Annotated in this window: 21 protein-coding genes and 1 pseudogene; 11 read left to right on the plus strand and 11 right to left on the minus strand. The window is 60.0% G+C overall.

Going from position 1 to position 24,077, the window contains the following annotated elements:
- Positions 1-8: 8 nt before the first annotated feature.
- From folE to FBY04_RS17170, 6 genes are all read right to left on the minus strand, one after another.
- On the minus strand, positions 9-554 hold the full coding sequence (gene folE, locus FBY04_RS17140) for a GTP cyclohydrolase I FolE (protein WP_010456659.1): 546 nt from the start codon (positions 552-554) through the stop codon (positions 9-11).
- Between the two features lie 400 nt (positions 555-954).
- Positions 955-1,629 carry a polysaccharide lyase family 7 protein gene (locus FBY04_RS17150; RefSeq protein WP_145315861.1) on the minus strand — a complete coding sequence of 225 codons (675 nt, stop codon included), beginning with the start codon at positions 1,627-1,629 and terminating at the stop codon, positions 955-957.
- Positions 1,630-1,941: 312 nt separating this feature from the next.
- A complete protein-coding gene (locus FBY04_RS17155; protein WP_084323849.1) occupies positions 1,942-2,676 on the minus strand; it encodes a helix-turn-helix transcriptional regulator in 735 nt (244 codons plus the stop codon).
- 93 nt (positions 2,677-2,769) lie between these two features.
- On the minus strand, positions 2,770-3,327 hold the full coding sequence (locus FBY04_RS17160; RefSeq protein ID WP_017339764.1) for a Smr/MutS family protein: 558 nt from the start codon (positions 3,325-3,327) through the stop codon (positions 2,770-2,772).
- Positions 3,328-3,414: 87 nt separating this feature from the next.
- Complete coding sequence (locus FBY04_RS17165) at positions 3,415-3,735, minus strand: hypothetical protein (RefSeq protein ID WP_017339763.1); 321 nt, start codon at positions 3,733-3,735, stop codon at positions 3,415-3,417.
- Positions 3,736-3,866: 131 nt separating this feature from the next.
- Complete coding sequence (locus tag FBY04_RS17170) at positions 3,867-4,457, minus strand: cysteine hydrolase family protein (RefSeq protein ID WP_084323850.1); 591 nt, start codon at positions 4,455-4,457, stop codon at positions 3,867-3,869.
- A 239-nt stretch (positions 4,458-4,696) separates the two neighbouring features.
- Between FBY04_RS17170 and prmB the strand changes: the two genes are divergently transcribed.
- A complete protein-coding gene (gene prmB / locus FBY04_RS17175; RefSeq protein WP_084323851.1) occupies positions 4,697-5,605 on the plus strand; it encodes a 50S ribosomal protein L3 N(5)-glutamine methyltransferase in 909 nt (302 codons plus the stop codon).
- Between the two features lie 110 nt (positions 5,606-5,715).
- Here the strand turns inward: prmB and FBY04_RS17180 are convergent, their stop codons facing one another.
- Together FBY04_RS17180 and FBY04_RS17185 are read right to left on the minus strand one after the other, a co-directional pair.
- Positions 5,716-6,507, minus strand: coding sequence for a hypothetical protein (locus tag FBY04_RS17180; protein WP_084323852.1), 792 nt, complete (start codon positions 6,505-6,507; stop codon positions 5,716-5,718).
- Positions 6,508-6,657: 150 nt separating this feature from the next.
- Positions 6,658-7,657, minus strand: a pseudogene (locus tag FBY04_RS17185) (alpha/beta hydrolase).
- An 83-nt stretch (positions 7,658-7,740) separates the two neighbouring features.
- Here FBY04_RS17185 and aroC point away from each other — a divergent pair.
- From aroC to mtnC, 5 genes are read left to right on the plus strand one after another with little or no spacing between them, the layout of a single operon-like run.
- A complete protein-coding gene (aroC, locus tag FBY04_RS17190; protein ID WP_145315863.1) occupies positions 7,741-8,832 on the plus strand; it encodes a chorismate synthase in 1,092 nt (363 codons plus the stop codon).
- Positions 8,833-8,860: 28 nt separating this feature from the next.
- The gene (locus FBY04_RS17195; protein ID WP_167362932.1) at positions 8,861-10,012 is read left to right on the plus strand and encodes an MFS transporter; all 1,152 of its coding nucleotides are present in this window, start codon (positions 8,861-8,863) and stop codon (positions 10,010-10,012) included.
- Entirely contained in the window at positions 10,009-10,629 is a 621-nt protein-coding gene (locus FBY04_RS17200; protein ID WP_145315865.1) for a methylthioribulose 1-phosphate dehydratase, read from the plus strand. The genes FBY04_RS17195 and FBY04_RS17200 overlap by 4 nt, the downstream gene beginning before the upstream one ends.
- A 12-nt stretch (positions 10,630-10,641) precedes the next feature.
- Positions 10,642-11,187, plus strand: a complete 546-nt coding sequence (locus FBY04_RS17205) for an acireductone dioxygenase (protein WP_145315867.1) — start codon at positions 10,642-10,644, stop codon at positions 11,185-11,187.
- Positions 11,188-11,191: 4 nt separating this feature from the next.
- On the plus strand, positions 11,192-11,875 hold the full coding sequence (gene mtnC, locus FBY04_RS17210; RefSeq protein ID WP_145315869.1) for an acireductone synthase: 684 nt from the start codon (positions 11,192-11,194) through the stop codon (positions 11,873-11,875).
- 163 nt (positions 11,876-12,038) lie between these two features.
- Here the strand turns inward: mtnC and FBY04_RS17215 are convergent, their stop codons facing one another.
- The gene (locus FBY04_RS17215; protein WP_017339634.1) at positions 12,039-12,317 is read right to left on the minus strand and encodes a DUF3509 domain-containing protein; all 279 of its coding nucleotides are present in this window, start codon (positions 12,315-12,317) and stop codon (positions 12,039-12,041) included.
- 332 nt (positions 12,318-12,649) lie between these two features.
- Between FBY04_RS17215 and FBY04_RS17220 the strand changes: the two genes are divergently transcribed.
- Together FBY04_RS17220 and FBY04_RS17225 are read left to right on the plus strand one after the other, a co-directional pair.
- Positions 12,650-14,488, plus strand: coding sequence for a long-chain-acyl-CoA synthetase (locus tag FBY04_RS17220; protein WP_145315871.1), 1,839 nt, complete (start codon positions 12,650-12,652; stop codon positions 14,486-14,488).
- A 96-nt stretch (positions 14,489-14,584) separates the two neighbouring features.
- Positions 14,585-15,103 (plus strand): ankyrin repeat domain-containing protein, encoded by a 519-nt coding sequence (locus tag FBY04_RS17225; RefSeq protein WP_084321384.1) that lies wholly within the window; start codon positions 14,585-14,587, stop codon positions 15,101-15,103.
- 156 nt (positions 15,104-15,259) lie between these two features.
- Here the strand turns inward: FBY04_RS17225 and FBY04_RS17230 are convergent, their stop codons facing one another.
- Together FBY04_RS17230 and xthA are read right to left on the minus strand one after the other, a co-directional pair.
- Positions 15,260-16,600 carry a substrate-binding domain-containing protein gene (locus tag FBY04_RS17230; RefSeq protein ID WP_145315873.1) on the minus strand — a complete coding sequence of 447 codons (1,341 nt, stop codon included), beginning with the start codon at positions 16,598-16,600 and terminating at the stop codon, positions 15,260-15,262.
- Between the two features lie 152 nt (positions 16,601-16,752).
- Positions 16,753-17,565, minus strand: coding sequence for an exodeoxyribonuclease III (xthA, locus tag FBY04_RS17235; RefSeq protein WP_084321380.1), 813 nt, complete (start codon positions 17,563-17,565; stop codon positions 16,753-16,755).
- A 348-nt stretch (positions 17,566-17,913) separates the two neighbouring features.
- Here xthA and FBY04_RS17240 point away from each other — a divergent pair, with 348 nt between their 5' ends.
- The 3 genes from FBY04_RS17240 (at position 17,914) to FBY04_RS17250 (ending at position 24,023) form a co-directional block, all read left to right on the plus strand.
- Positions 17,914-18,564 carry an N-acetyltransferase gene (locus tag FBY04_RS17240; RefSeq protein WP_084321378.1) on the plus strand — a complete coding sequence of 217 codons (651 nt, stop codon included), beginning with the start codon at positions 17,914-17,916 and terminating at the stop codon, positions 18,562-18,564.
- Between the two features lie 66 nt (positions 18,565-18,630).
- On the plus strand, positions 18,631-20,358 hold the full coding sequence (locus FBY04_RS17245; protein ID WP_145315875.1) for an autotransporter assembly complex family protein: 1,728 nt from the start codon (positions 18,631-18,633) through the stop codon (positions 20,356-20,358).
- The gene (locus tag FBY04_RS17250) at positions 20,355-24,023 is read left to right on the plus strand and encodes a translocation/assembly module TamB domain-containing protein (protein ID WP_145315877.1); all 3,669 of its coding nucleotides are present in this window, start codon (positions 20,355-20,357) and stop codon (positions 24,021-24,023) included. The genes FBY04_RS17245 and FBY04_RS17250 overlap by 4 nt, the downstream gene beginning before the upstream one ends.
- The last annotated feature ends 54 nt before the right edge of the window (positions 24,024-24,077 follow it).

Raw genomic sequence — 24,077 nt, forward strand, 5'->3', positions numbered from 1 at the left:
GTTGCAAATTATTTGATCAGACTGAGGAATTCGCTGCGAGTGGCCGCGTTTTCACGGAACTCACCGAGCATCACCGAGGTGATCATCGACGAGTTCTGCTTCTCCACACCGCGCATCATCATGCACATGTGCTTGGCCTCGATCACCACCGCAACGCCCAGGGCGCCGGTGACTTGCTGGACCGCATCGGCGATCTGGCGGCTGAGGTTTTCCTGGATCTGCAGGCGGCGAGCGTACATATCGACGATCCGCGCGACTTTCGACAGCCCCAGCACCTTGCCGCTCGGGATGTAGGCAACGTGCGCCTTGCCGATGAACGGCAGCAGGTGGTGTTCGCACAACGAGTACAGCTCGATGTCTTTCACCAGCACCATTTCGCTGTTGTCGGAGCTGAACAAGGCACCGTTGGTGACTTCTTCGAGTGTCTGTTCATAACCGCGGCAGAGGTACTGCATGGCTTTGGCGGCACGCTTGGGCGTGTCGAGCAGGCCCTCGCGGGAGACGTCCTCGCCCAGTTGGCCGAGAATCGCGGTGTAATTCTGTTCCAGTGTCACAGAGGCTGATTCCATAAGGGTTTCAGAGGAGGGGTACTGTTTCTGTCTGTACCAATTGTGTGCCAATCAAGCTCTTTTCAGGCTTCCCGGGTTCACTCCAATCGCTGCTGGAGTTGCTCCATCGGGGGCAGGTCGATAGCAATATCTGAACGCCAAGACCGAGCTGAGTGGCAATAAACGCAGGGTTCATTCCCGACATGAGGCACATGGTAGCGTATGTGTGACGGCAGTTGTATTGCCAGCGGGCGCGAAGCCCAAAATCGGTCATTGCGTTCCGTATGTGTTTTGTCGGTCAAGCGGGCCTGTCGGATTTTATCCGCATCCCGCTACAGCCTGTCGCCAGGCTGCAGCAGTGATGATTCCCTGAACCTGTTTTGCTCATCAGGCCGAGCAGGTGGTATCAGGCGTGGGTGATCGACAGATCGCTGATGATGCAGACAGAACCGTCTAGCGGGTCAGTGGTGTCGGAGTAATCGATCTGGTTATACACGCCGCCATGAAAGGCGAGTGTTTTCGTGTCCCAGGTGTTGTCCAGACGCATGATCGCGGAAGTGGATTTGACGCCGTTACAGCTAGCCGATACAGAGACGGCGCCACTCGAGTTGGCGTGAATGTTGATTTTGAAAACTGCCCCGAGCGGTACGTTCTCCAACACCGTCGAGTTGACCGGATCGTCCTGGAGGTAGCTTGATCGGAACCCCATGGTGATTTTTCCTTTGTTCCAGAACACCTTTACCGGAGGTCGTTCTGAACCCTTCACATGAATCTGGCCAATCACGACTTTCTGCAGCGAGTTGACTTTGGTCAGTCGCATTTCCTGGCGGTTCCAGTGGTCCGCCGCGCTGGAGAACAGCCAGTAACCTGGCTCCTTCCATTCACAGCGAGTTCGATGCGTGCTCTTGCTGGAGGCTCCAAGTGTCGGCGCCGTCATCTGCAGCGAACCATCATCAAGCATCGAGATGACGTCGGGGCATTCGATCAGCGCGCGCCAGCCGATGAGCTCAAGTGCAATCGGGTTGGTGTCGGAGATTGGAAGCGGGGTAGCGATGGTGAAGTTGCTGATGTCTACAGTCATGGTTTTTGCCTCAGTCCATTGATGTCGCTTTTTGCTCTGGTGAGCCTTGCGTTTGATGCAGGCCTACATCCCACTGCCCACTCAGTGAATGGGCAGAAGTGATGGTTGGCAGCTTCCGATCGATTTCCCGTCGGCTTGAAAACAAATATAGGCTCTCCCATATTTTAAGTAAACGGGTATTCCCATATTTTATTCCGTGCCTATATTTCAGGTGCAAAAAAAGCCCGCGCTTGGCGGGCTACTCTAGGGTTGGCGTCGATTTGCCGTATTGAACGTCATGGCACTGAACGTCACGCATCACCGCAACTCAGTTCACCGCGAATACATTGCCCACCAAAAGACATGGCCCAGGATCGCAATCTGCTGTTCCTGGATCTCGGCGAAGGTGTAGTCCTCGTCCGGATGCTCGTCACGGTTGAAGCTGCGCAGGCGGATGCCAGTGGGCAGTCGGTAGACTTGTTTCACGCGCAGTTGGCCGTTGTGGTTGATCGCATACATGTCGCCGTCGACGATGTCGCCCAATGAGTTCTTACCGATGTTCATCCCAACGGTGGCGCCGTCGCGCAGAACCGGGAGCATGCTGTTCCCGCTCACCACCACGCACTTGGCGTTGTCGAACTGCACGTTATTGTGACGCAGGTCTTTCTTGAAGAAGCGCAGCCTGGCGCTGTCGTTCTCTGCGATCACGAAACGGCCTGAACCAGCCGCCAGCTCAACTTCACGCAGGAAGGGGACATAAACCTCATCGTCATCCAGGGGAGTGCTGTCGTCCCAAGGCTCGATGTCTGACATTGAAATGCCAGGAGGGGGGCGATTCAACGGAGCGGCATCGGACACCCCTTTAAGCATGTCACCGACACCTTCAGCCAGCCACATCGGTGAAACGCCACACACTGAAGCAATCTGGGCAACAAAGGCTGTTGCCTTCGATTTCCCGCGCTCGAGGTCGGAGATTGAGGTTTGCGTCAGCCCTGCGCGCTCGGCAAGCTCGGTCTGATTGAGCCTGGCGTGTTGGCGGGCTGTTTTGAGTCTGTCTTTGAATTCCATCTGCGAAGTATTACGGGAGCTCCCATATCATTGCAAGCCGGGATGCCTGTACTGAGTGGTCAGCCTTAGCCAAATCAGCGTGGCGCAACGCCTTTACTCGTCGCGACCTTCCATCATGGTGCGTTTGAGCATCACATAAACCGCTCCGGCGCCGCCGTGTCTGGCCTGGCACGAGGTGAAGCCAAGCACCTGTGAATGCTGGCGCAGCCAGGTGTTGACATGGCTTTTGATCATTGGCCGCTTGCCGTCCAGGCGCACGGCTTTGCCGTGGGTGACGCGCACGCAGCGGATTTCGAATTTGGTCGCTTCGGCCAGGAACGCCCAGAGGGTTTCCCGGGCTTTCTCCACGCTCATGCCGTGCAGGTCGAGGCTGCCTTCGAACGGAATCTGTCCGATCTTGAGCTTGCGCATCTGGCTTTCCTGCACGCCGTCGCGCGCCCACATCAACTCGTCTTCCGGGCCGACGTCGATCACGAACTGATCGGACAGGCCGTCGACGGTGGTGGCATCGGTGCGCACGGTGGCGGCTTGACGCAGCTTGGCGATCTGCGCGCGGTCAGCCTTGGGTTTGCCGGTTTCGGCGCGGTCGTGCTTGATCGGCTTGACGCCTTGGATCGCGCTTTTGAACAGGGAAAAATCGTCGTCTTGCATGTCAGCCTCCGCGAAGGGCGGCCAGTTTACCCAAGTCGAGACACGATCGATAACAATTGGGGCCTGCTAAAACGCCAGGCCGTCAATTCAGTCGTGTTTTTTCATCAAGTGCGGGGACATGTTCAGCTCTCGCGACTGGCGTGCACGGCGACGGCAACGCCGCCACAGCCAAACGCCCAGGTAGAGCAGGAACAGGCCAACCGCCAGAATGATTGCCGAGCCCAGCGGGCTGGCGTTCAGTTCGCCGAGTGCCGGCGGGCGACCCAGCAGGCTGGCGGCGCCGGCCATGGCCAGTAACACACCGCAGGTTGCCAGCAAGGCAGCGAACGCTGCGCCGAATCGAAAACGCCAGTTGCTTTGGCCTTTGGGCCGCAAGCGGCGTGCGTCAAAACCATCGGATAACTTCATTCCGACCTTCCTCAATGGGTATCGGCCCTTCGACCGGGAGTTGACCGGGATGTTCCTGAGGCTATGACATTTACAGCTAATGAGAGGCTTTTGCGGATGAGCGGCGGCATGAACCGCTCATCAAGCGTCAATCAGATCAGATCGTGGGTCAGGGCGAGGGTGGCGAAGTTGTCCGCCATGATCGCCATTTCGGTCTGTTGAACGTGGTCTGCGCTTAACACACCGCCCTTGTAAGGCAAATCCCGCGTTGCGCAGGCGTCTTCAACCAGGGTGCAACGAAAGCCCAGGTTTTTCGCGGCGCGTACAGTGGTGCTGACGCTGGAATGGCTCATGAAACCGCACACGATCAGGTCCAGCGAACCGAGATTCTGCAGGCGCTCCAGCAGTTCGGTGCCGTGGAACGCACTCGGCAGCAGTTTGCCGATGATGGTTTCGTCGGCCTGTGGTTCCAGGCCCGGGATGAACTCGCCGCGTTCGCCTTGCGGGTCGAACAACCCGCCGACGGTGCCGAGGTGGCGCACATGCACGATGGGCCGACCGGCTGCGCGGGCAGCGCTCACCAGTTGCTTGATGTTCGCGACAGCAGCATCCATGCCGACCAGCGCCAGGGGGCCGCTGAGGTATTCTTTCTGGGCATCGATGATGACAAGGGTCGCATGGCTCAGATTGGCTGCTGCATAACCGCGGCCGCTGAGTTGAAACATCGTTTTTGGAACGGACATTCTGGGGCTCCTTCGGGTGGGGCTTTTGCGACATTGTCCTCTGGCTGAGCGCTTCTGTGAATCGCTACTATCGCAGAGGCCGTCGTTGCTGGCCCGCAGCGTTGTCAAGATACTCGTTTTGTTCAATAGCCAGCGCAAAAAAAGGAAGGGGCCTACATTTGGGCCGGTGTTTTTCCTGCGTCGTCGTCACGCGTTTTGGCTGGTAGAATCGCCAGTCGTTTTTTCTGGAGTTTGCCCCCGTGATCACTTCCCGACTTCGTACCCTGCGCGACCATATCCGTTGGGCCGTCAGCCACTTCCATGGGGAGGATCTGTTTTTCGGCCATGGGACCGACAACGCCTGGGACGAAGCCCGTCAACTGGTGTTGGGCGCGCTGCACCTGCCGTGGGAAATTGCTGACAGTTACCTCGACTGCAACCTCGAAGAGGACGAGGTCGTCAAACTGCAGCGCATGCTCAAGCGCCGTATCGAAGAACGCATCCCGACCGCTTACTTGCTGGGCGAGGCCTGGTTCTGCGGCATGTCGTTCATTGTCGACGAGCGTGTGTTGATCCCGCGTTCACCGATTGGCGAGCTGATCGAAAAGCGTTTCGAACCGTGGCTCGGCGCCGAACCGGCGCGCATTCTCGACCTGTGCACCGGCTCCGGCTGCATTGGTATTGCCTGTGCCTATGAGTTCCAGAACGCCGAAGTGGTGCTGGCCGACCTGTCGTTCGAAGCGCTGGAAGTGGCCAACAAGAATATCGAGCGTCATGGCGTCGATGAGCGTGTGTACACGGTTCAGGGCGATGGTTTCGACGGTTTGCCAGGGCAGCGTTTCGACCTGATCGTGTCGAACCCGCCTTACGTCGATGCGGAAGATTTCGCCGACATGCCGCAGGAGTACCAGCACGAACCCGAGTTGGGCCTGGCCTGTGGCGACGATGGCTTGAACCTGGTGCGCCGCATGCTGGCCGAAGCGGCGGATCATCTGACCGAGAAGGGCTTGTTGATTGTCGAAGTGGGCAACAGCCAGGTTCACGTTGACGCGTTGTACCCGGAAGTCGATTTCGCCTGGCTCGATTTCGAGCGCGGCGGGCATGGCGTGTTCATGTTGACGGCGCAGCAGTGCCGGGAGCATCAGGCGTTGTTCGCGTCCCGCGTTTAATCGTCTAAAGCTTCGCGAGTAAGCCCGCTTCCACACAGGATTTGCGTTGTTCACACATCCCCTGTGGGAGCGGGCTTGCTCGCGAATGGTCGCGCCGCGGTCTCAAGCCTTCAACGGTGCGTTGCAATCCAGATCAACAGCCCCGCCTGAAACACCGCAAACGCCACCAGGCACGTAATGGTGAAACGCAGCCCCGCGTCTTCACGTTTGTACTTGCTGACCTTTTCCTCGTGCTTCTTCAGTTTTACTTCCTGCTCGGCCAGATTCTGCTCGGCCTGCTGGAGCATCTGCGCCGCTTCGAGAATTTCAACCTGTTGCAGTTTCTCGCTGTTCCAGTCGGCCAGCAGGTCGCCGACCTGCACCTCTTTGACGCTGCCCTTCAAATGCTGGGCATCGGCATACGCCACCTCAAAACCATGCGCTTTCAGAAAACGATCGCGGCGCAGGCGCGTGTCTTCGTTCAGCGCATCCTTATTGTTCAGGTCCGTGCCGTCGACGGTGTAGCCAGGCCAGCGCTTTTTAGCCCAGCTAATGCCCTGGGCTGCCATATAGCGCCCGATGCCACGGTTCATCGGTTCGATCTGCAAACCGCTGTCCGGCCCGAAATGCACGCGTTTGGTGGCGTGATCGACCCACACGTCGAGGTGATTCTGTTCCTTGCGCACCCGCTGGCCGGGCAGCGAAATGGTCATGCGCAACAGGCTGCGCTGCTTGTCGTTGCGTTCGGCATAGCCGAATTCAACAAAGCGCAATGGTCGCCCGCCGGTGTTGCGATCGGTCTGCAACGGCGCCAGACGGAGCATCTTGTGGTGCTCGACGTGGACGTCCGCCCACGGCAGCTCAACCGCTGGCGGTGCGTCTTTTTCAGCGGTGGTGTCGGGTGAAGTCGGGGTATCAGTCATAACGGCGAGATCCTGTCCAAGCTCAGCTTGTCGCCAGTCTTGGTGCTGGCGACAAAGGCTTATCGGCCGTTTTTTTCAGGACTGGAGGGCCAGGGGGCGTTCTCAACTAGTTTTCGCGTGAAAACTAGTTGAGAACGCCCCCTACAGAGCTTAACTGGAGCGAAGTCCGTCAATAAACCCGAGGATTCGAGTGCCGAGCTCAGCCGCCAGCGGCAATTGCGGATCTTTATAGGAGGCCAATTGCCGTTTGACGTCGTTGGGCACGATGCGCATGACGTGGTTCATGCCGTCGATCAACGCCAGTTCGGCGTCGGGTTTGGCGGCCTTGAGCAGCCTGGCGTCATCGACCCCGACCTGAATGTCGTTGCTGCCCTGAATGATCAACGCCGGCATCTTCAATTGGGCGAATGCCGCTGCCGGGTCCTGGCGGAACAGCGAAATCAGGTACGGCTGCACGCTCGGGCGGAAGATCACCTGCAACTGCGGCGGCACGTTGTCGTCGGTTTTCCCGGCCTTGAGGCTGTCGAGCAGCTCGTTGCTGCGCAACATCAGCGGTGGCGGCAGGCGATTGCTCAGCTGTTGGCGCAACACTTGATCGATGGGGCGGGCGCTGCCGGACATGGAAATCACTGCCGTGGCATCGACGCTCGGCGCGGCGAGGCTGGCGATCAGTGCGCCTTCGCTGTGGCCCAGCAGAATCAGTTGGCCGAAACGCGGATCGGCTTTGAGCTTCCGGCCCCAGGCTTCGGCGTCGGCCACATAGGCCTCCACCGACAGATTGCGTTCGTCCGGGGTCGCCGCAAGGCTCGCCGCCACGCCGCGCTTGTCATAACGCACGCTGGCGATGTTGTGTTTGGCCAGCACCCAGGCGAGGCGCTTGAGGCTGTCGTTGCGCCCGCCGTCAGGGTTATTGCCGTCACGATCCGTAGGGCCGGAGCCGGAAATGATCAGGACAACCGGCACGGGTTTGTCGGATTTTGGCAGCAACAACGAGCCGAAAAGCTCTCCGGTGCCGGTATCCAGGGTGATCGGCCGTTGCAGGACGGTGGCCTGTACAAAACCGGTAAACAAGGTAAGGCTCAAGGCTAAAACTCGCAGCATCATCACGCCATCATTCACAAAGGTGCCGGTTCGACTCGCGGGCACCCATAAGGTTCGAGGATGAACTACTTGGGTAGCCTGCGTATACTGGCGCGCATTACGTATTCAGGTTCATTTCACGGAGCGTCCTGCATGTCCGGCAATACCTACGGCAAGCTGTTCACTGTCACCACCGCAGGCGAAAGCCATGGTCCGGCGTTGGTCGCCATTGTCGACGGCTGCCCGCCGGGTCTGGAGATTTCCCTGGAGGATTTGCAGCGCGACCTCGACCGCCGCAAGCCCGGCACCAGCCGCCACACCACCCAGCGCCAGGAAGCGGACGAGGTCGAAATCCTCTCCGGCATTTTCGAAGGCCGCACCACTGGTTGCTCGATCGGCCTGTTGATCCGCAACACCGACCAGAAGTCCAAGGACTATTCGGCGATCAAGGATCTGTTCCGCCCGGCCCACGCCGACTATACCTATCACCACAAGTACGGCGAACGCGATTATCGCGGCGGCGGTCGCAGTTCGGCGCGGGAAACCGCCATGCGCGTGGCGGCCGGCGCGATTGCCAAGAAATACCTGGCCACCCAAGGCATCGTCATTCGCGGTTACATGAGCCAGCTCGGCCCGATCGAAATCCCGTTCAAGACCTGGGATTCGGTGGAAGAGAACGCGTTTTTCAGCCCTGATCCGGACAAGGTGCCAGAACTGGAAGCCTATATGGACCAGCTGCGCCGCGACCAGGATTCGGTCGGCGCAAAGATCACCGTGGTCGCCGAAGGCGTGATGCCAGGACTCGGCGAGCCGATCTTCGACCGCCTCGACGCCGAACTGGCCCATGCGCTGATGAGCATCAACGCGGTCAAGGGGGTGGAAATCGGCGCCGGTTTCGCCAGTGTTTCCCAGCGCGGCACCGAACATCGCGATGAAATGACCCCGGAAGGTTTTCTCAGCAACAACGCGGGTGGCATTTTGGGCGGGATCTCATCCGGTCAACCGATCGTTGCGCATCTGGCGTTGAAGCCGACATCGAGCATCACCACGCCGGGCCGTTCCATCGATATCCATGGCAACCCGGTGGATGTGATCACCAAGGGCCGCCACGATCCATGTGTCGGCATCCGCGCCACGCCGATTGCCGAAGCGATGATGGCCATCGTGCTGATGGATCACCTGCTGCGTCACCGTGGGCAGAATGCCGATGTGCGCGTGAGCACGCCGGTGCTGGGTCAGCTTTAATGGCTGACCTCTCAGTCGCTGCGGCCTGATGACCGTGGCGGCGCTCCCATACTGGCGGCTCTCCAGTTTCTATCTGTTCTATTTCGCCTTGCTCGGTTCGACAGCGCCGTTTCTGGCGCTGTACTTCGATCACCTGGGTTTTTCCAGTGCGCGCATCGGCGAGCTGGTGGCGATCCCGATGCTGATGCGTTGTGTCGCGCCGAACATCTGGGGCTGGCTCGGTGACTACACCGGCCGACGCCTGGCCATCGTGCGTTTCGGCGCGGTCTGCACGTTGCTGACGTTTTCGCTGATTTTCGTCAGCAAGTCCTACGCCTGGCTGGCGATGGTCATGGCGTTGCATGCGTTTTTCTGGCACGCGGTGTTGCCGCAGTTCGAAGTCATCACGCTCGCGCATTTGAAGGGCCAGACGCAGCGCTACAGTCAGATTCGTTTGTGGGGCTCCATCGGTTTCATCATCACCGTGGTGGCGCTGGGGCGGTTGTTCGAATGGCTCAGCCTCGACATTTACCCGGTGGCGCTGGTGCTGATCATGGCCGGGATCGTGGTCAGCAGCCTGTGGGTGCCAAATGCCCAGCCGGTTCAGGGCGAACGGATTGCCGGTGACGGCTTTCTCAAGCAATTGCGCAATCCCGGGGTGTTGGCGTTCTATGGTTGCGTGGCGCTGATGCAGATGAGCCACGGCCCGTATTACACCTTTCTGACCTTGCACCTCGAGCGATTGGGTTACAGCCGTGGCTTGATCGGCATGCTCTGGGCGCTCGGCGTGGTCGCCGAAGTCTTGATGTTTCTGGCCATGAGCAAGATTCTTGCGCGCTTCTCCGTACGCCGCGTATTGCTGGCGAGTTTCCTGCTGGCGGCGCTGCGCTGGTTGTTGCTGGGTTCGTTTGCCGAATTTGTCTGGGTGCTGCTGTTTGCCCAGGTGCTGCACGCGGCGACGTTCGGCAGCTTTCACGCGGCTGCCATCCAGTTCGTGCAACGTAGCTTCGGTGCGCGCCAGCAAGGGCAGGGCCAGGCGTTGTATGCCGCGCTGGCCGGCACCGGCGGCGCACTGGGCGCGTTGTACTCCGGCTACAGCTGGAATGCCCTTGGGGCCACGTTCACCTTTAGTATTGCCAGTCTCGCAGCCTTCGCCGCTGCCGTTATCATTGCCACACGTATGCAAGAGGACAGGCCATGAGCCTTACCCGTGAACACCTCGCCCAGGAAATCATCGACGCCGGGCGTTTTCTGTATGGCCGCGGTTGGTCGCCCGCCACCAGCAGCAACTATTCGACCCGGCTGTCGCCGACCGAAGCCTTGCTGACCGTGTCCGGCAAGCACAAAGGCCAGTTGGGCCTTGATGATGTGCTGGCCACGGATCTGTCGGGCAACAGCCTGGAGCCGGGCAAGAAACCGTCCGCCGAAACCTTGCTGCACACCCAGCTCTACAGCTGGCGCCCGGAAATCGGCGCGGTGCTGCACACTCATTCGGTGAACGCCACGGTGCTGTCGCGCCTGACGCCTGAAGATTTCATCGAGTTCGAAGACTACGAACTGCAAAAAGCCTTCAGCGGTGTCTCCACCCATGAATCCCGGGTGCGTGTGCCGATTTTCGACAACGATCAGGACATTGCACGACTCGCCGCCAAGGTGCAGCCTTGGCTGGAAGTCCATCCCGATTGCGTCGGCTATCTGATCCGCGGTCATGGCCTCTATACCTGGGGTGCGCGCATGAGCGATGCGCTGCGGCAGATCGAGGCCTTTGAATTTTTGTTCGAGTGCGAGTTGAAGACGCGCTCACTCTTGAACCGTTAAGGAGTTGCCCTGATGAGCAGCCTGTCCGTCTACCACGTCTCAAGCCCTGACATTCCGAACAAGGTGCTGACCCATTTCGAAGACATCGCCTCGACCCTGGCCGAGCAGGGCGTGCGCTTCGACCGTTGGCAAGCGGCCGCGAAAATCCTGCCGGGCGCCAGCCAGGAAGAGGTGATCGCCGCGTATCAGGAGCAAATCGACAAACTCATGACCGAACGGGGCTACATCACCGTCGATGTGATCAGCCTGAACAGCGACCATCCGCAAAAAGCCGAATTGCGCGCCAAGTTCCTCGATGAACACCGTCATGGCGAAGACGAAGTACGGTTTTTCGTCGCCGGTCGTGGCTTGTTCACCCTGCACATCGACGATTACGTGTACGCCGTGCTGTGCGAGAAGAACGACCTCATCTCCGTGCCGGCCGGCACGCCGCATTGGTTCGACATGGGCGAGCATCCGCATTTCGTCGCCATTCGTCTGTTCAACAATCCTGAAGGCTGGGTGGCGAATTTTACCGGCGAAGACATCGCCAGCCGTTTCCCGCGTCTGGAGGACTGAGCCGATGCCGATCAAAGCGATTCTCACCGACATCGAAGGCACCACCAGCGCGGTGAGTTTTGTATTCGACGTGCTGTTTCCGTACGCCGCGAAACACCTGCCGGACTTCGTTCGCCAGCACGCCACGCGCACCGATGTCGCCGAGCAACTGGCCGCCGTTCGCCGGGACAACAATGAGCCGGGCGCGGACTTCGAGCGTGTTATCGAGATCCTCCTGGGCTGGATCGCCGAAGACCGCAAAGCCACGCCGCTCAAGGCCTTGCAAGGCATGGTATGGGCGCAGGGCTATCAGGCCGGGCAGTTGAAAGGTCACGTGTACCCGGACGCCGTCGAAGCATTGAAGCGCTGGCATCAGGAGGGGTTCAAACTGTTTGTTTATTCCTCCGGTTCGATCCAGGCGCAGAAACTGATTTTCGGCTGCTCGGAGGCGGGGGATTTGTCGCCGCTGTTCAGTGGCTATTTCGACACCACGTCGGGCCCCAAGCGTGAGGCGCAGTCTTACCAGCGCATTACCCAGGCGATTGGCCTTGAAGCGGCGCAGATTCTGTTTCTGTCCGATATCGTCGAGGAACTGGACGCGGCGCGCACGGCGGGTATGGCGACCTGTGGGCTGGCCAGAGAGGGCGGGGAGTTGGCAGGGCACGCGACCGTCGACAGCTTTGCGCGGATCGATCCCTCAACGTTCTAACTGTCGAAACACACCCCTTGTAGGAGCCGGCTTGCTGGCGATGGCGGTTTCATAGACGCATCGCCAGCAAGCCGGCTCCTACATCGATGTGCGTTCCGTCAAAACAACTCAGGCCGTGAAGCGAGAGCTTTCACGGCCTGTTTGTTTGCGGCGTTGAAACGGTTTATGCCGAATGATAAGTCGGCAATGCAAACCGCTGCTGGCTTTGCAGCATGGAAATCTGCGGCAGTTCGCTGGCTTGTTCAGCCAGGTCACGGCGGATGGCGCTGATCACCCACGACAGCTGATCACCGGCATGCAATTGCTGGTAGGAAATCGAGCGTTTGAACACTTTGCCTTCGGTGCTGCGCAAGGTCAGCAGAATGCCACCGTCCGGACGAGGCTGGGTGGTGACTTCGAAGTTGGAGAACAGGGACGAAAATTTTTCTTGTATCAGGTTCATGTCTATCAGCTCCGTAAGCTCTTGAATGGCAAGCATGCAGAGGTAGTTGCAGTGATTGTGCCAGCACCGATATTTTTAAAAGTACTTGTAAATCAATAAGTTAATTTTTTGTCGGTTTTTTGTTTTCGTGCAATCTGCATGAATGGCCATCGTGCATCCTGCATTTTGCGAGGTTCGCGTCGATTGCATGGAACCAATTCAGGCGGCGGCGATCACGCTGTCGGTGCGGATACAAAACATTTCAAAAACCGCGTGTACAGCTCAAGAACCGTTGACGTATTTTCGGGCTCAATCACCGTCGCCCGACAATAAAAAATCGCACGGGAATCACCATGAGCCGCACGACGAACGACACGATCACCTGGGGTATGATGCTCCGCAAGCTGCCTACGATAGCCAAGGCCATCCCGCGGGTGGTGAAGGGCATGAAGGCCGCCAACGTCAAGGATCCGACCCAACCGTGTGGCCTGGGCTGGAGCTTCGAGCAGGCAACGCTGCGCAATCCCGAGGGGCCGGCATTGCTGCAGGGCGCCGTGAAGCTCAGCTATTCGCAGGTCAATCAGTGGGCCAACCGCATTGCCCATCACTTGATTGCCCAAGGCATCCACAAGGGCGACGTGGTGGCAGTCTTCATCGAGAACCGCCCGGAATTGCTGGTGACGATCCTGGCGGTGGCCAAGGTCGGCGCAATCAGCGCCTTGCTCAACACCTCGCAGACTCGCGATACCCTGGCCCATAGCCTGAATCTGGTGGCACCGGCGGCGATCGTCGTCGGTGAGGAGCTGGTGCCGGCGTTTTCGGCGGTGCGCGAGCGGGTTTCAATCGCCGCGGCGCGCACCTGGTTTGTTGCCGACCGAGACACTTACAACCAGCCGGGCATTGCGCCCGACGGCTTCATCAACCTGATGTCGGCAACGGTGGACAGCCCCAGCGACAACCCCGCCAGCAGCCAGCAGGTTTTTCTCGACGACCCGTGTTTTTACATCTACACCTCGGGCACCACGGGGTTGCCCAAGGCCGGCGTGTTCAAGCATGGTCGCTGGATGCGCAGCTCCGCGAGCTTCGGCTTGATCGCGCTGGACATGCGCCCCGAGGACATCGTCTATTGCACCTTGCCGCTTTATCACGCCACCGGGCTGTGCGTGTGCTGGGGCTCGGCCATCAGCGGCGCGTCGGGGTTTGCCATTCGCCGCAAGTTCAGCGCCAGTCAGTTCTGGAGCGATGTGCGCAACTACCGCGCGACCACCCTCGGTTACGTCGGCGAATTGTGCCGTTACCTCGTCGATCAGCCACCGAGCGTCGACGACAACCAGCACGGCGTGACGAAAATGATCGGCAATGGCCTGCGTCCCGGCGCATGGCGCGAATTCAAGACGCGCTTTGGCGTGGACCACATCTGCGAGTTGTACGCCGCCAGCGACGGCAATATCGGTTTTACCAACATCCTCAACTTCGACAACACCGTCGGTTTTTCCCTGATGTCCTGGGAGCTGGCGGCCTACGACCACGACAGCGGTGCGCCGACGCGGGACGCCACGGGTTTCATGCGCAAGGTGGCCAAGGGCGAGCAGGGGTTGTTGCTGGCGAAGATCGACGACAAGGCGCCGCTGGACGGCTACACCGATCCACAGAAGACCGAAAAAGTCGTGCTCCACGACGTGTTCGAAAAGGGCGACCGTTACTTCAACACCGGCGACCTGCTGCGCAACATCGGGTTTGGCCACGCGCAATTCGTCGATCGCCTCGGTGACACCTACCGCTGGAAGGGTGAAAACGTCTCGACCACCGAGGTCGAGAACATCCTGCTGCAGCACCCGAACATTTCCGAAGCCGTGGCCTATGGCGTGGAAGTGCGCAATACCAATGGGCGCGCCGGAATGGCGGCGATCACGCCTGCCGAATCCCTGGCGACCCTGGATTTCAGTGAACTGCTGGCCTTCGCCCGCGAGCACATGCCGGCGTATGCGGTGCCGTTGTTTTTGCGGGTGAAAGTGAAAATGGAGACCACCGGCACCTTCAAATACCAGAAGACCCGGCTCAAGGACGAAGCCTTCGACCCTGGCAAAACCGGAGATGATCCGATCTACGCCTGGTTGCCGGGAACCGAGACTTACGTGCAGGTCACTGAACAATTGCTGGCGGACATTCACGGTGGCAAGTACCGCTATTGAATGTGGCTATGGCCTGCCTTGAGAAAAAAGAAGTGACAGTGTCGGGGCCGCTCGGGAAACTGTCGGCTTTGCGAATAACTGTGAGTGGAGTCTCCAATGTCCGATCAAAGCCGCCAGATGACCCCCGAAGAAGCCGCCGAGTTTGCCGAACAGGTCTTCAACAAGGCGCGCGAGGGCGATGCGGCCATGATGGCTGCGCTGCTGACCAAAGGCCTGCCGCCGAACCTGCGCAACCACAAGGGTGACACCTTGTTGATGCTGGCCGCTTACCACGGCCATGTGGATACCGTGAAAGTGCTGCTCGAGCACAAGGCCGACCCGGAGATCCGCAACGACAACGGCCAGAGCCCGATTGCCGGCGCGGCGTTCAAGGGTGACCTGGCCGTGGTCAAGGCGCTGGTCGAAGGTGGCGCGCAAGTGGAAGGCTCGTCGTTCGATGGCCGTACGGCGTTGATGATGGCGGCGATGTTCAACCGCGTTGAGATCGTCGATTACCTGATCAGCAAAGGCGCCGATCCGAAAGCCAAGGATGCCAATGGCGTGTCTGCGCTGGATGCCGCTAAAACGCTGGGCGCGGTGGATACCACGGCGCAGCTTGAGAAATTGCTCGGCTGATTTTGCAATACCCTGTGGCGAGGGAGCTTGCTCCCGCTGGGTCGCGAAGCGGCCCCAAAATCTTTCATGAATTGCAGATTTTTGTGAGTGCTGCGCACTCAAGCGCGAGCAAGCTCGCTCGCCACAGGGTTGTTACACATTCCAAGTGTCGTGATGTCAATACACCCAAACCTCAACCCGCCGATTCTTGATCCGCCCTTCATCCGCGCTGTTGGCCGCCACCGGCATCTCGGCGCCAAAGCCGCGAATCTCGCGAAACACCACGCCGCTTTTCACCAGCTCCCGCCGCACCGCCATGGCCCGCAGTTTCGACAGCAGGTCGGCCCGCGCCGGATCGCTTTTGGCATCGCCAAACCCCACCAGCGTCACCTGCCGGTTGGTCTTCTCGTTCTGCCGGATGTAATCGAGCACCCGCGTCAGGTCCTGCCGGGCCTTGTTATCCAGTGTCGCGCTGCCTTCTTCGAAACGGAAATTCACGGTCAAGCGCTGGGCGTGGCGGCTGAGTGCCTGATAGCCCTCGGGCATCAGCGCATTCGGTGTGACGGCCATGGCCTGGACGGTCTGGGCAATAAACCCGTTGGCCGCGACGATGGCTTGGCCTTTGCTGCTTTGGGCGAACGCCACCAAAGCATCCGCCCAGGGATTTTTGCCATTGGGCGGCAGGTAAAAGAACAGTCGGCGCGACAGCGGATAGTCTTCGGTGGCGATCAGGCTGTTGAGCGGCAACATCGCTTGGGACTGGCCATCGACAATGGCCACGGCTTTGGCCTGGCGCACGTAGGGCAGGCCGATGAAACCGATGCCTTGCGGGTCGAGGCTGACGGCGTCGGACAATTGCTCGCTGGATTCGAAACGTTTCGCTGCGCTGTTCAGCGTTTTCCCACGACGGCTGAGGACCACTTCCTTAAACGTGTCGTAAGTGCCCGATTGGTCATCCCGCGCGTACAGGTGAATGGCTCCGCCGCTGCCGCCGAGTTCTTCCCAGGTGCGGGCTTCGCCGCTGAAGATGCGCGCCAGTTGCTCGGTGTCGAGTTGATTCAGCGGGTTTTGCGGATGAAGGATGATTGCCAGGCCGTCGATGGCGATGACCTGCTCGGCGCCGGGACTCTTCAGATCGCCGAGGGATTGCAGGGCCAGCAGTTCGCTGTCTTTGATCGGGCGCGAAGAGGCGGCAAGGTCCGCAGTGGCATTTTTCAGCGCGTTGAAGCCGGTGCTGGAGCCGTGGGCCGCGACTTCCACCTCGACCCTGCGCCCCTGTGCGGTTTCGCCGACTACGCGCAATTCGTTGGCGGTGTCCGGCGCTTCGCTGTGGACCTTGAGCAAGCCTTGCTCGCGCATCAAACCCTCGACCAGCGCCGGACCCAATGCCGCGCCTATGGTGTTGGAACCCTGGATGCGCAGCACCGGCCCCTGTTTGGGCGTCGGCAAGTCACTGGCCGATACGGTGACTGGCAGCCCGGCGCACAGCATTAACAGGAATAAAACGCGCAGCGTCATGCCGGCACCTTGTAAAGCCAAAGAAAGTGCCGGGAGATTAAGTCAGTTAGGTTTCCGAAAGATGACAGATAAAAAGATCGCAGCCTGCGGCAGCTCCAACTTTGGAATGCATTTCCCCGTAGGAGCTGCCGCAGGCTGCGATCTTTTGCTTGTTAGCTCAACTCAAGCCAGATCGGCGCATGGTCCGAAGGTTTTTCCATCCCGCGCAGTTCGTAATCCACGCCGGCATCCTTCACCCGTGGCAACAAGCCGTGGGACGCCATGATCACGTCGATTCGCAGCCCGCGCTTGGGTTCATCTTCAAAACCGCGGCTGCGGTAGTCGAACCAGCTGAAACGGTCGGACACATCCGGGTTCAGGTGACGGAAGCTGTCCACCAGGCCCCAGTTCTTCAGGCGGGCCATCCACTCGCGTTCTTCCGGGAGGAAGCTGCATTTTCCGGTTTTCAGCCAGCGTTTCATGTTGTCCGGGCCGATGCCGATGTCGCAGTCTTCCGGGGAAATGTTCACGTCGCCCATCACCACCAGCGGCTGTTCGTTGTTGAACTGGCTTTCCAGCAAGTGCTGCAGATCGTTGTAGAAACGTTCCTTGGCCGGGAATTTGGTCGGATGGTCGCGGCTTTCGCCCTGTGGGAAATAGCCGTTCATGATGGTCACCGGCACGCCATTGGCGTCGGCGAAGGAGCCCCAGATGAAGCGGCGCTGAGCGTCTTCTTCATCGGTGGCGAAACCTTTGTGCAGCGCCAGCGGTTCCTGGCGAGAGAGCAGGGCAACACCGTAGTGACCCTTTTGCCCGTGGAAATACACGTGATAGCCCAGCGCCTGAACCTCTGCCAGCGGGAACTGGTCGTCATGCACCTTGGTTTCCTGCAGGCCGATGACGTCGGGTTGATGCTTTTCGATCAGCGCCGCCAGCTGATGGGGGCGAGCGCGCAGCCCGTTGATGTTGAAGGAGACGATCTTCATGGTCGGCAGTCCTGGCAAAAGGGCGATGCTAGCTGACCTGTGGGATTGGGGCTAGGGTGGGGTGGGGCGAATTACTGTGTTCTGTCAGATCTCTACTGGCAGTGCCGGCCTCTTCGCGAGCAAGTCGGATCGCCGCACCGCCGCTCCCACATTGATTGATGTCACACCGAAGTTTTTGTGACTGGTCTATAACTTGTGGGAGCGGCGGTGCGGCGATCCGACTTGCTCGCGAAGACGGCTTAGGCCCCGATACTGATTTCGGATCAGCAAGGAACTGTGCCGACGCTTATAGGCTCGTACCAATAAGAGTGCAGTCATCTGACCTGCGCCCCGGGGAGATCTACCGTTATGCCCGAAACCTCGACCGCCATCGCCGATATCCACATGCTCGACAGCGGCTATTCCCGCGAAGCCCGTTCCCTGTTGTACCAGGCTTACCGGCACGAACCGACCTTCGGCTACCTCTTCGAAGCCGAGCGCCCCGGCTATGAACAGCGGGTCCGCGCCACCGTGCGCGAACTGGTCAAGCAACACTTTGTGCAGGATTTGCCGGCCATCGGCCTGCTGGTCAACGACCGCTTGATCGGCATCGCCCTGATCGCGCCGCCGCAACGACGCCTGGGCATTACCGAAAGCTGGGCCTGGCGCCTGCGGATGGTGCTCAGCACCGGGTTTCGCTGCACGCGCCGCTACCTTGAGTACCACGATGCGGTGATGGCGTGCGTGCCGTCCGACTCGGTGCACTTGCTGCCGTTGCTGGGGATTCATCCGCAATTCCAGGGCAAGCACTTCGGCGAGCAGTTGTTGCAAGCGGTGCATAACTGGTGTGCGGTCGATGAGCACTCGGAAGGGGTGGTGCTGGATACCGGGAATCCGCGTTATCTGGAGTTCTACAAGCGTCAGGGCTATGAAGAAATCGGTGAGGTCGCCGTAGGACCGATCCGCGAGCACGTGTTTTTCCACGCCAATCCGCAGGTGTTGCAAACCGCCTCGGCTTAAACGGCAGAACTTTTGCGGGACGCGAGGCTCTATCACGCTCCCAAGCTCGTGATAGCATCCGCGCCTATGAAGTTTCCAGGAAGAATTACCAGCGGCGTGCTGATGCTGATTACCAGCTGCGCGGCGCTGGCGCAAAGTGAATTGGATGTGCGGATCAAACCGTCCAACGACGAACTGAAAGCCAATATAGAAGGCTATATCGGCAGCCTCGGCGATCGTGATGAAGAAGCCTTGTTGCGCTTCAGTCGTGGCGCCGAAGAACAGGCGCGCAAGGCCGCCCAGGCCCTGGGTTATTACCAGCCGCAGATCGACACGGACGTGAAGGGCGGCAAGACGCCACGCCTGGTCATGAACATCGATCCCGGCGAGCCGGTGCATTTGCGCAACGTCACTATTCGCATAGACGGCCCGGCCGCTTCCCTCAAATCCTTTCGTGTACCGAAAAGCGACGCGCTGAAAACCGGCGCGGTGCTCAATCATGGGCGCTACGAAGACGCCAAGCGGCTGATCCAGAACCAGGCTTCGCGTTTCGGCTTTTTCAGTGGCTACTTCACTCGACAGAAGCTCTCGGTCGATCCGCGAGCGGGTGTTGCGGACATCGAACTGATCTATGAAAGCGGCCCGCGTTATGCCCTTGGCAAAGTCAGTTTCGAAGGCGATACGCCGTTCGACGAAGAGCTGCTGCAACGCATGGTGCCGTTCAAGGCGGGTGCGCCTTATGACTCCGAACTGATTGCCGAGCTGAATCAGAATCTGCAATCGAGCGGTTATTTCGAAGGCGTGCGCGTTGATGCTGCGCCAACGGCGTCCAAGAACGACGTGATCCCGGTGGACGTCAAACTCGAAACCCGAAAGCCACGGACGATGGGTCTCGGTCTGGGTTTTTCCACCGACGTCGGCCCTCGGGTCAAGGCCAACTGGACCCGGCACTGGGTCAACCCCCAAGGCCACAGCTATGGCTGGGAAACCGAAGTCTCGGCGCCACGGCAGAACGTCGGGCTGTTCTACGACATTCCGCTCGACCCGCCGTTGACCGACAAGCTGCGCTTCGCCGGCGGCTATCAAAGTGAAGAAATTGCCGACAAGGACAGCCTGAGCAAGTTGCTGACCCTCGGTCCCGAGTGGCACAGCAAGTTGCCCAGCGGCTGGCAGCGGGTGGTGTCACTGAAATGGCAGCGTGAGGAATACCGACTCGGCGACGACTCGGGGCTCAGCACTCTACTGATGCCCGGCGTCAGCTATTCGTACCTTAAAAGCGACAACCGCATCGATCCGCACAACGGCTATCGCCTGCAATTCGAAACCAAAGTCGCCAAGGAAGGGTTGGGTTCCGATACCAACCTGCTGTACGGCACGGCGTTGGTAAAAGGCTTGACCACGGTGTTCGATAAACACCGCTTCCTCGGTCGGGTGCAGGTGGGCGGCAGCGCCACCAACGGCTACAAATCGGTGCCGCCGTCGCTGCGCTTCTTTGCCGGTGGCGATCAGAGCGTGCGCGGTTACGACTATCAGAGCCTGTCCCCGGAAAACTCCGACGGTGACCGCATCGGTGGCCGCTACATGATTGCCGGCAGCGTCGAGTATCAATATTCCATCGCCGAAAAATGGCGGGTCGCGACCTTCATTGACCAGGGCAACTCCTTCAACAAACTCGAACTGCCCGACCTCAAGACTGGCGTCGGTATCGGCGTGCGCTGGGTATCACCGGTGGGGCCGATTCGCCTCGACCTGGCCCACGCGATGGACGACGACGGCGGCATTCGACTGCACTTTTCCATGGGGCCTGAGCTGTGAAGCGTGGTTTGAAAGTAACGCTGCTGGCGACTCTGGCGCTGCTGATGCTGGTGCTGCTGACCGTGACCACGGTGCTGGGCACGGCGACCGGCAGCCGCTGGGCGCTCGGGTTTGTGCCGGGGCTGAACGTCGAAAATTTCCAGGGACGTCTGGGCGGGCAGTGGAGCGCCGACCATGTGGTTTGGCAGCACGACACCAGCCGGGTTGAGCTGGATAAAGTGATTTTCGCCTGGTCGCCGTTGTGCCTGACGCGCATGACATTGTGTATCGAGCAGTTGAAAGCCGATCAGGTCAGCCTGCAATTTCCGCCGGGCACCGAAGAAGACAGCAGCGGCCCGATCAGTCTGCCGGACCTGAAGTTGCCATTGGCGATCGAGCTGGGCGACGTGCAGATCGGCAGTCTGCTGTACAACGGCAGCGAAGAACTCAAAGGCTTGCAACTGGCGGCGCACTGGACCGAACAAGGGTTGCAGATCGACGCCGTGCAACTGCAACGCGACGCCCTGAGCCTGAACCTGTCCGGTGTGCTGCAACCCGGCGGCAACTGGCCGCTCGAGGCCGAGGGCAAACTGACCCTGCCGGCCCCCGAGCCTTGGGCGCTAGCCCTGAAGATTGACGGCGACCTGCTGAAAACCCTGCACCTGAAAGCCGACAGCAGCGGTTACCTGAACGGCCAACTGACCGGCGAGTTTCAGCCGCTGGTGGACAACCTGCCAGCCAAGGTGCGGATCACCGCTGATGGCTTCAAACCGAGCGCCGATCTGCCGGATACGCTGCAACTCAATCAGGTTGAGCTCACCGGCGACGGCGACCTGAAAAACGGCTACCAGTTGCGCGGCAACGCCACGTTGCCCGCCGAGCAAGGCCCGGTCGCGTTGTCGCTGCAAGGCAAGGTCGACGCCAACGGCGCGCAGATCGCCGCGCTGGACCTGACCGCCAACGACAAGCAAAGCCTCAAGCTCACCGGCGTACTGGACTGGAGCAAAGGCCTGAACGCCACGGCGAAAATCGACTGGCTGGATTTCCCCTGGCATCGGCTTTATCCGCTGATCGACGAACCTGAAGTGGCGTTGCGCAGCTTCAACGGCGAAGTCTCTTACACCGACGGCAAATACCTCGGCAACTTCAAGGCTGCGCTGGATGGCCCGGCCGGGGCGTTCAACCTGAGCAGCCCGTTCGCCGGTGACCTGACGAAAATCTACCTGCAACAAATCCAGCTCGAAGCCGGGCAGGGCAAGGCCGATGGGCACCTGAACCTGCAATTTGCCGATGGCATTGCCTGGGACACCGCGCTCGACCTCTCCGCGATCAATCCGGCGTATTGGGTCGCGGAATTGCCGGGCACCCTGGCCGGACCGTTGCGCAGCAAAGGCGAAATGAAGAATGAAAAACTCAGCCTGAACGCAGACCTCGACCTGAAGGGCAAGTTGCGTGGCCAGCCGGCCATTCTGCAAGCCAAGGCCGATGGCGCCGGTGAGCTATGGAGCCTCAGCGCGCTGCAAATCCGCCTGGGCGATAACAGCATCACCGGCAAGGGCAGCCTGCAACAGAAACTCACCGGCCAGATCGACGTCAAGCTGTCGCGCCTGGCCCAGCTCTGGCCGCAACTGCGTGGTCAACTCAACGGCCGCGTCGATGTCGCCGGCACGCTCAAGGCGCCGCAAGGCAAGCTCGGGTTGCAGGGCACGCAATTGGCCTTCGAAGACAATCGCCTGCAAAGCCTGAACCTCGACGCCACCCTCGACAGCGCGCAACGGGCGAAAATCGACCTCAAGGGCAGCGGCATTCAGGCCGGCGATACGTCACTGGGGACGCTGACCGCCAGCGGCAGCGGGGATATCAAAAACCAGAAGCTGACGCTCGATCTGCAAGGTCCGCAGCTGAAACTGGCCCTTGGCTTCGACGGTAATCTGGACAAAGGCAACTGGCGTGGTCGCCTGGCCAATGGCGGTATCCAGGCCGGCGGTCAGGACTGGAAGCTGCAGGGGCCGGCGAAACTCGAACGGCTGGCGGACGGCAAAATCAACTTCGGCGCCCATTGCTGGACGTCCGGGCCGGCCAGTCTGTGCGGTGAAGACCAGCGCCTGATGCCGGAGCCGAAGCTGCGTTACCACCTCAAGCAATTCCCGATCGACAGCCTGGCGCAGTGGTTGCCAAAGGATTTCGCCTGGAAGGGCCGGCTCAACGCCGACCTGCAACTGGACCTGCCGGCCAGCGGCCCGAACGGCCAGATCAGCCTCGATGCCAGCGGTGGCACCTTGCGCATCAAGGACAAGGATCAGTGGCTGGACTTTCCGTACCAGACCCTGAAACTCACCAGCAAACTCACGCCCAAGCGCATCGACACCGACCTCAGTTTCGTCGGCGGCAAGCTCGGCGAGTTGAGTGTGCAGGCGCAGATCAATCCGCTGGCAAAGAACAAACCGCTGACCGGCGCGTTCCGTCTCAATGGCCTCGACTTGTCCGTGGCGCGACCGTTTGTGCCGATGGTCGAGAAACTGAGCGGGCGCCTGAATGGCAGCGGCACGATCGCGGGCACGCTGATGGCGCCTCTGGTAAACGGCAACCTGCTGCTCAGCGAGGGTGAAATCTCCGGGCCCGAGCTGCCGATGGATATTGAAGCCTTGCAGCTTCAAGCGGTGATCGCCGGCGAAACCGTGCAATTGAACGGTGGCTGGAAAAGCGGCAAGAGCGGGCAGGGCAGCCTGAACGGCAATATCGGCTGGGGTCAGGCACTGGTGGTGGATCTGGCGCTCAAGGGCACGCAATTGCCGGTCACGGTCGAGCCGTACGCCAAGCTTGAAGTGGCGCCGGACCTGAAGATCTCGATGAAGGGCGACGAGCTGGCCATCGCCGGCAAAGTGCTGGTGCCGCGGGGTGAAATCACTGTGCGCGAGTTGCCGCCATCGACGGTCAAAGTGTCCGATGACACAGTGATCATCGGTCAGCAAACCGAAGAGGGCAAACCGCCGCTGGCGATGAAAATGGACATCGATGTGGCGGTCGGCGAGGACAAACTGAGCTTTGCCGGATTTGGCCTTACCGCCAACCTGCAAGGGCATGTGCACATCGGCGACAACATGGACACCCGCGGCGAGCTCTGGCTCAACGACGGGCGTTATCGCGCCTACGGCCAGCGGTTGACGGTGCGCCGGGCGCGCTTGCTGTTTGCCGGCCCGATCGATCAGCCGTATCTGGACATCGAGGCGATTCGCCAGACCGACGACGTCATCGCCGGTATTCGCCTGAGCGGCAGCGCCGAGCAGCCGACCACGCAGATTTTCTCCGAACCGGCGATGAGTCAGGAACAGGCCTTGTCCTATCTGGTGCTGGGGCGTCCGCTGAGCACCACCGGTGAAGACAACAACATGCTGGCGCAGGCCGCGCTCGGTCTGGGTTTGATGGGCAGTTCCGGGTTGACCGGCAAACTGGCCAGCAATCTGGGGATTCAGGATTTCCAGCTCGATACCGAAGGCAGCGGCAACACGACCAGCGTGGTCGCCAGCGGCAATATCTCCGAGAAGCTCAGCCTGCGTTATGGCGTAGGCGTGTTCGAGCCGGCCAACACCATTGCCTTGCGCTACAAGCTGAGCAAGAAGGTTTACCTCGAAGCGGCGGGTGGCGTGGCCAGTTCGCTGGATATCTTCTACAAGCGGGATTTCTAGACCCCGTTTCGTCAATCAGACCGCGGCGTCCAATGTAGCGTCGTGGTTCGCCTG

The sequence above is a fragment of the Pseudomonas sp. SJZ080 genome, assembly GCF_007828295.1.
Classification (GTDB): domain Bacteria; phylum Pseudomonadota; class Gammaproteobacteria; order Pseudomonadales; family Pseudomonadaceae; genus Aquipseudomonas; species Aquipseudomonas migulae_A.